Raw genomic sequence first — 255 nt, forward strand, 5'->3', positions numbered from 1 at the left:
TTGAGCGATTTAATTCGGTAAAGGGCGGCGGACGGGTGAGTAACGCGTGGGTAACCTACCCTGTACACACGGATAACATACCGAAAGGTATGCTAATACGGGATAACATATTTGGGAGGCATCTCTTAAATATCAAAGGTGAGCCAGTACAGGATGGACCCGCGTCTGATTAGCTAGTTGGTAAGGTAACGGCTTACCAAGGCGACGATCAGTAGCCGACCTGAGAGGGTGATCGGCCACATTGGAACTGAGACA

The 255-nt window shown here is 49.8% G+C and carries 1 rRNA gene; it reads left to right on the forward strand.

Annotated elements, in window-relative coordinates:
- A 16S ribosomal RNA gene (locus tag KGF48_RS20155) occupies positions 1-255 on the forward strand; the annotation flags it as partial.

The organism is Clostridioides sp. ZZV15-6388 (assembly GCF_020657755.1).
GTDB lineage: Bacteria > Bacillota > Clostridia > Peptostreptococcales > Peptostreptococcaceae > Clostridioides.